The sequence below is a fragment of the bacterium genome (assembly GCA_022616075.1).
GTDB lineage: Bacteria > Acidobacteriota > HRBIN11 > JAKEFK01 > JAKEFK01 > JAKEFK01.
Window position 1 is genome coordinate 1 of sequence record JAKEFK010000062.1, and the last position, 7,581, is coordinate 7,581.

Sequence of the window (7,581 nt, forward strand, 5' to 3'; positions counted from 1 at the left end):
AAATTATGGTTCTGCGGGAACCGGCTCTAGCTGGAATTTGCATTCTTTATTGTAGCATTCGAGGATGGAAGGCTGATCCTTCCGGTATTTTTCCAGCATAAAAGGCGCATGACAAACGGGACATTCCTGCGGGATCGGCTTGTACCACACCGCAAACTTGCAGTCCGGATAGTTGCTGCATCCGTAGAAGATTTTTCGTCCACGAGTTCTCTTTTCAACCAGGTCTCCGCCATCCTCAGGACACTTAACATCAACTGTTTTCGGCTTAATGTATTTGCAGTCCGGATAATTGCTGCACGCGATAAAGGGTCCAAAACGTCCTTGCTTGACGACGAGCTCGCTGCCGCATTGTGGACATTTTTCTCCCGGCACTTCCACTGTGCCTTCCGCGGCGGTTTTGGAGGGAGTAAGCGTCGCTGTAAATTTGCATTCAGGATAACCGGAGCATGCCAGGAATTTTCCATAACGCCCCACTTTGACAACCAGTGGCTTGCCACATTTTAAACACACATGTTCTGATTCAGAGCCGACATCACCTATACTTTCACCCGGCTTTTCGTCAGGATTCTGCGTGTACTTGCATTCCTCGTTGGTGCAGGCCAGGAACGCGCCGAACTTGCCCCATCGTTTCACCATTGGACTCTGGCATTGAGGACATTTCAGATCGGTGGCGATCCCTGTTGCCTTGATATTCTCAATCAGGTCATATGCTTTTTTCAAGTCTCTCGTGAAATCTCCGTAGAACTCATTCAATACTTCCAGTGATACCTTTGAACCTTCCTCGATTTCATCCAGCTCTTCTTCCAGATGCGCGGTGTATTTAAAATCCATGAGTTCGTCGAAGTGTTGCACCAGCAAATCGGAAATCAAAAGTCCAAGGTCCGTCGGTTTAAAACGATTCTCTTCTTTAATGACGTAGTTGCGGTTCTGAATGACCGAAATGATGGAAGCATAGGTCGAAGGGCGTCCGATTTCTTTGTCCTCCAGCTCCTTAACCAGCGCGGCTTCCGTAAATCTTGGCGGAGGCTGCGTGAAATTCTGCTTCGGTTCCAACCTGTCTAAGCGGAGCCGTTGACCCACTTCGACCGGTGGCAAGTTGCTTGGTCCTTGATCAGACTCTGTTTCCTCTGTCTCTTGATAAACCTTCAAATAGCCGGCGAACGTCATCACCTGGCCGCTCGCTTCGAATTCAAAATCCTTTGCTGAAACAGTAATGATGGTTTCATCAAATTCCGCAGACTTCATTTGAGAAGCAACGAAACGATTCCAGATCAGCTGATAGAGCTTGTACTCATCGCGCGATAAATAATGCTTGACGCTGTCGGGTGTTCTGTGTGCGGATGTCGGCCGGATTGCTTCGTGCGCATCTTGCACCGACTTCTTGTTCTTGAAAAAGTTTGGCTGGTCCGGTAAATATTCGCGTCCGTATTCATCATGAACGTACTTGCGTCCTTCCTGCAAAGCCTGTTCGGAGATACGAACCGAATCGGTACGCATGTAGGTAATGAGACCAACAGCTCCCTCCTCTCCCACTTCGATTCCTTCGTAAAGCTCCTGAGCGACCATCATGACCTTCTTTACTGGCCACCGGAACTTTCGCGAAGCTTCCTGCTGCAGTTTGCTGGTAATGTAGGGCGCCGGAGCATGGCGCTTACGCTGTTTCTTCTCAACTTCTTTTACCGTGTAGACCGCGTCCTGCAGGTCCGCGAGAATCTGATCAGACGTTTGCTGATCAGCAACGGATAATTTCTTGCCGCCCTTGCGCAAGAGCTTTGCTGCAAAGACCGGGGGCTCATCTGCTTCTAAAAATGCGGTGAGGATCCAGTATTCTTCCGGAACGAAGGCAAGTATTTCCCGTTCACGGTCACAAATCAATCGCAAAGCAATCGATTGAACGCGCCCCGCGCTCAAGCCGCGTTTTACCTTCTGCCAAAGCAAAGGAGAAAGTTTATAACCCACAAGCCGGTCCAAAATCCTTCGGGTCTGTTGAGCTTGAACTTTCTTTTCGTCAATCACGGTTGGATTGGCGAAAGCATTCTTCACTTCCTCTTTTGTAATTTCATTCAAAATGACGCGATGGACTGGTTTTCCATCCTGCAATTCTTCCGCAAGGTGAGCAGCAATCGCTTCCCCTTCCCGGTCAGGATCCGGAGCGAGGTAAATCTTTTTTGCTTTCTGGGCAGCTTTCTGCAAATCCTTTACGATGTCATTCTTTCCGCGAATGATCACGTAATGGGGTTCAAAATCCTTTTCTTCATCCACACCAAGCTTGGATTTGGGAAGATCTTTGATGTGCCCCATGCACGCTTTGACCACGTAGTCCCCGCCCAGATATTTGTTGATGGTCTTCGCTTTCGCTGGAGACTCAACGACCACAAGTGATTTTGCCATAATTTAGTTCCTATTTAATTCGAAGGAAGTTCTTCCCCGGTATTTGCGTAATATAGTTCTTCAACTCCAGATTAACCAGCGTTCCCAACAAGTCCTTCGATTGAATTCCTGCCTTTTCAGCAATCTGATCTACATGACTCGGCTGCTCAAAAGACAATAAGGCAATAATGCTCTTTTCGATTTCTGTCAAGTGCTCCGGCTCATTTTCCTGTTTCTGGTTCAAGAACGCGTTCGAGAGACGATTCGGCAATTCTGCGATCACATCCTGCCAATTTCGAACCAGCGAAGCGCCATCCTTGATCAATGCATGACATCCTCTGCTCTGTTCATTGAAGACACTTCCAGGAACGGCCAGAACTTCCCTTCCCTGTTCGGCAGCCATGCGCGCGGTGATCAGCGATCCGCTTTTGTCAGAGGCTTCCACAACAACCACCAGGTGGGAAAGACCGCTAATGATTCTGTTTCGAACCGGAAAATTATCGCGGTTCGGCGGAGTTTCCATCGGAAATTCCGAAACCACCGCGCCGCTCCTGCAAATTTTTTCAACGAGCATTTTATGTTCGGAAGGGTAGATGACATCGATCCCGCTGCCAAGAACCGCAATCGTCCGGCCTCCCGATTCCAGCGCAGAGTAATGCGCTCGTGCATCCACGCCCCGAGCCAAACCGCTTACGATCGTTACACCGATCTTCGCGAGATCACGCGCCAGTGCCTGGGTGACGTTCAGTCCGTAAGGTGTCGCCTTGCGTGAACCAACCAGTGCCACCGGGACCTCGTTTTCCATGAACTCTCCGCGCACATACAAAACAAGAGGAGGATCCGGAATGTTCTTCAATAGTTCCGGATATTTTTTTTCATCAAACGCAAGGAGCGTAACGCCGGATCGCCGGGCTGAAGAAATCTCCCTCTCGGCATTGCGAAAATCAAAATGAGCAATTCGGGAAGCCACGTCCGGCTTTATCTGGGCCGCCGCGATGAGGTCCAATTCGGTCTGGCGAAATACGCTCTCGGCCGATTTAAAAGTTTTGATCAACGCTGCGCGATGGATCGACTTCAGACCCTCTACCATATTTAATGCGACCCAGGAAATCATGCGGAGCAACTTAACACAAAGGGCTGGCAGATTCAAACAGAAGTAGCGCGGACGACCCCGTCCGCGTCAATCTGCAGGCGGGACGCCCGCAGTACAAAAAAGTTATAATTGTAACCTTATGATTCGTTACGCTCTTATTTTTCTCTTTATTTCAGGTTTTGTATTCGCTCAGCCTACAAATTGGGATGAGTGGATCAAAAGCGAAGGGTATTACCTTCTTACGGGCGAGCAAAAAGAGGAATTTCGCAAACTCAATGACACGCAGAAGGAACTCTTTGTTCGGAGCTTATGGGAAAGTCTGGATCCAAATCCGATCACACCTGAAAACGAGTTCCAGGCTGACTATCAGACCCGATATGCCTATGCGAAAAAACATTACGGGATCCCCTCCGACAGGGCGAAAATCTATATTCTTCTGGGGAAACCAAACTCGGTGGAAAGTCATCCCAGTTCGGACAAATATTACCCCCTGGAATTGTGGTCCTACTACAGTCTCGGGTTGCGTGGCCTGCCGCCATCTCTCGAACTGATTTTTTTCAAGCGCTGGGGGGCGGGCGAATACCGTCTTTACAGCCCGTTATTTGACGGATTCAAAGCATTGACTCCCTCCCAGTATGATCCGGATTCCAGCCCGCGCGCTCGCATGCAACTGAAAGCGATTTTTGATCCTCAGATTATTCAAGCAGCCGAACGCTACACGGTCGGTTCCAATGTAAATGAATCCGAAACCATTCGCATGGTCCTTCAGGACCCGGGCGCGATCAAGCGGTTATTGATCCAGAAACAGAGACCGAGCGTAGAAACAACGGTTGTTTATCAGGGTTTCGAAGCCGATGTTTATACCTACGCAGTGCCGCATGGCGACGGCACGTTCCGCACCAGCATTGCTCTATCCGTTCCACCGAAGTATATGACCTTCGAAAAAGACCAGGAAACCTATCAAGCACGAATCGATTTGCTCGGGAAGATCACTGATGAAAAAGGAAATGAGATACTGAAGATCAATGACAGTCCTTATTTAAAACTCTCCGGAAGCGAGTTTGAACGCGCAAAAAGTTATCACTTCGCTTATCAATTTGATTCTTTTTTGCTTCCAGGAAAATACCACCTGGAATGTCTTTACCGGGACTATGCTTCCAATGCCGCCGGCAAAATTGAGAAATCCTTTGACATCAATCCGCTTACAGGAGAGTTGCAGTTACTGCCGCCTCTTTTCGCTTTTAAAATCAGCGCCGCAACAAGCGAGCAGGCTCCTTTCGTTTATTCCATGAAACAATTTTTTCCAAAGGAGAATTTCGCATTCAATGCAGGACAGTCACTTGTCCTGTACAGCGTTCTGGCTAATCCGCAGAAAATAAAACTGGAAGGGATCTGGCAATTAAAAATGACTCTGTTGAAGGGGAATGAATCTGTCATGGAAGTCGTTGAAGATGTGCCTCTGGCTTCCTCCAGTCCTTCTGTCGAATTGATCAGAACCTTAAAGCTACAGGGAGTAATTCCAGGTTCCTATTCGCTGAAGCTTGAAATGAGTCGCGATACAACGAAATTGCAATCGCAGGCTCCTCTCAAAATCAGTACGGAGGTTGAAGTGTTGGGACGGATGAGAATTGTTGCTCCATTCTCGGCAGCTCCCGAAAACTATCATTCCAATCTCGCGCTTCAATATTACAATCATGGCCAGCTGGTGGAAGCATCGAAACATGTGAGAATCGCGCTCGATTTCGCGCCATCCTCCTACGCTGTTCGAAGCTTAAGCGCCCGCATTGAAAAAGCAAAAGGAAACAATGAAGCGGCGATCGCATCTTACGAAAAATTGTTGCAGGAAAACGCAGCCGATGTTGAGGGCACCTATCTCCTCGGCAAATGGCTTCTCGAGAAGCAGGACTGGCAAAGAGCCTCCGAGATGATGAAAAAGGCGCTCGACAGCGGCTACTACACTACAGAAATCTTAAATTCCCTGGGCAGGATTCAAATCCATATGGGCAACACTGTGGAAGCGATTGGCTACTGGGAAAAATCCCTCGTGCTAAACTCGAACCAACCGGAAATCCAGAAAGAGCTAGAGACTCACAGGCAATAGTGCAAATTGCATATTGCATAATTGTGGCGGTTCATATGCAATTCGAATTAGTTTTATGAACCTTCGTAGAGTTTTTGAACTTCTCAGACCCTATCGCCGCCATTGGCTCATCGCGATGGGGAGCATGCTGGGCGTTGCATTTTTTACAGCTCAGCTGACCCTTCTGGTAAAACAAATCCTCGATGATATTTTGATCCAGATAAAACAGGAAGCTTTGCTGCGGGTTTCAGTACTCCTGCTCCTTTTTTATATTGGGAAGGGAATTTTCTCCTTCCTTTCTTCCTATTTCATGACAGCCGTTGGTCTGGAGTTCGTAAGGAACCTGCGGAATATGTTGTACAACCACATTATTTTCCAGTCCCTCTCTTTCTTTTCCGATCGCAGAACCGGAGAGTTAAGCACGCGGGTGATCAGCGATACAGATCGAATTCAGGATGCGATTTCCAAAACGATCGGCGATCTGATCAAAGAAAGTTTTACGCTTGTCGGTTTGCTCATTGTAATCTTCTATCTGGACTGGAAGCTCGCTTTGATTTCCCTTCTACTCTTCCCCATCGTTGTTTATCCGATTACCAGATTCTCAATGCGGTTACGCACTCTCAGCCGCAAAGCCCAGGAAAGAATCGGAAAACTCTCTCAGATTCTATTTGAAACGATTACTGGTTCTCGAATTGTTCAAGCGTATCAAATGGAAAAGAATGAAGCCGCGAAATTTCAACACGAGAGCGAGAAATTATTGCAACAGGGTTTGCATGCCGCGCGCGTGGTTTCCTTTTCTTCACCTTTTATGGAGGTCCTCAGTGGTGTGGCCGCCGTACTGGTGATGTGGTATGGAAGTCGCCAGATCCAGGCCGGAGTTTTGACTGCAGGTGATTTCACTGCTTTTTTGACTGCTCTGTTTTTCATGTACACTCCGGTCAAGAAACTGAGCAAGGCCAATCAAAGCATTCAACAGGCCCTGGCATCCTACGCGCGTATCGAAGAAGTCCTGCAGCATGATTCTCGCATTCTTGATTCTGCGGAAGCCGTGCCACTATCGAAGCTGTCTCAGCAAATCGAATTCCAAAATGTTTCTTTTCAATATGAGGAAATAGCTGTGCTCCATGACGTTTCGATCGAGGTTCGAGCGGGAGAGGTCGTGGCACTGGTTGGCCCAAGTGGCGCAGGAAAAACCACGCTTGTTAACCTGATCCCCCGTCTTTACGACGTTAGCGAGGGTCGCATCTTGATCGATGGACAGGATTTAAGAAAGGTCACACTCAGCTCGTTGCGCGCCCAGATTGGACTGGTCACGCAGGAAACTGTGCTGTTTGATGACACAGTAGCCGCCAATATTGCTTACGGTACTCCGAACGCCGGCATCGGTCAAATCGAAGAAGCGGCGCAATCCGCTTATGCTCATGATTTCATTTCCAGAATGCCGGATGGTTATTCCACAAAAATTGGTGAGCGGGGTCACCGGCTTTCAGGCGGCCAAAGACAAAGGCTCGCTCTCGCGCGGGCCATATTGAGAAACCCTGCGATTCTGATTCTGGATGAAGCGACTTCGGAGCTGGATGCAGAATCGGAGATCGCCATTCAAAAGGCGCTGTCGGAATTTACCCTACATCGTACTACATTCATCATAGCTCACCGTTTCTCTACAATCAGAAAAGCGGATAAAATCATTGTACTGGAAAAAGGAAGGATTCAAGAAATCGGCACTCATGAAGATCTGCTGGATTCCAAAGGTCTTTACAGAAAATTTCACGAGCTTCAATATGGAATTTTAGATATTTGAAAAGAAGTGCCAGAGTAATGAGCAATCAGTGCCGAGTCCCGTTATCGTGTCTCATTACCCATAACTCATAACTCATAACTTTGTCACTCCTTAAGGAGGGATCATGATTCGAAGCATGACAGCGTTTGCAAAAAGCAGTTATGAAAGTAAAGATTTCATGCTTGACGTTTTCGTGCGCACTTACAATCACAGATTCCTCGATATCAACCTCAAACTCCCGCTGGAGCTCCTGCATAT

4 protein-coding genes are annotated in these 7,581 nt (G+C 48.0%); 2 read left to right on the plus strand and 2 right to left on the minus strand.

Annotated elements, in window-relative coordinates; genetic code table 11:
* Positions 1-3: 3 nt before the first annotated feature.
* Both topA and dprA read right to left on the minus strand, forming a co-directional pair.
* Positions 4-2,391, minus strand: a complete 2,388-nt coding sequence (topA, locus tag L0156_05230; protein ID MCI0602396.1) for a type I DNA topoisomerase — start codon at positions 2,389-2,391, stop codon at positions 4-6.
* Positions 2,392-2,401: 10 nt separating this feature from the next.
* On the minus strand, positions 2,402-3,484 hold the full coding sequence (gene dprA / locus L0156_05235) for a DNA-processing protein DprA (GenBank protein MCI0602397.1): 1,083 nt from the start codon (positions 3,482-3,484) through the stop codon (positions 2,402-2,404).
* 118 nt (positions 3,485-3,602) lie between these two features.
* Between dprA and L0156_05240 the strand changes: the two genes are divergently transcribed.
* A complete protein-coding gene (locus L0156_05240) occupies positions 3,603-5,564 on the plus strand; it encodes a GWxTD domain-containing protein (protein ID MCI0602398.1) in 1,962 nt (653 codons plus the stop codon).
* A gap of 55 nt (positions 5,565-5,619) precedes the next feature.
* Positions 5,620-7,344, plus strand: coding sequence for an ABC transporter ATP-binding protein/permease (locus tag L0156_05245; GenBank protein ID MCI0602399.1), 1,725 nt, complete (start codon positions 5,620-5,622; stop codon positions 7,342-7,344).
* Positions 7,345-7,581 lie beyond the last annotated feature (237 nt).

Coding starts and splice junctions, on each gene's coding strand:
- topA (MCI0602396.1), bottom strand. CDS start 2,391: ATGGCAAAATCACTTGTGGTCGTTGAGTCTCCAGCGAAAGCGAAGACC.
- dprA (MCI0602397.1), bottom strand. CDS start 3,484: ATGATTTCCTGGGTCGCATTAAATATGGTAGAGGGTCTGAAGTCGATC.
- L0156_05240 (MCI0602398.1), top strand. CDS start 3,603: ATGATTCGTTACGCTCTTATTTTTCTCTTTATTTCAGGTTTTGTATTC.
- L0156_05245 (MCI0602399.1), top strand. CDS start 5,620: ATGAACCTTCGTAGAGTTTTTGAACTTCTCAGACCCTATCGCCGCCAT.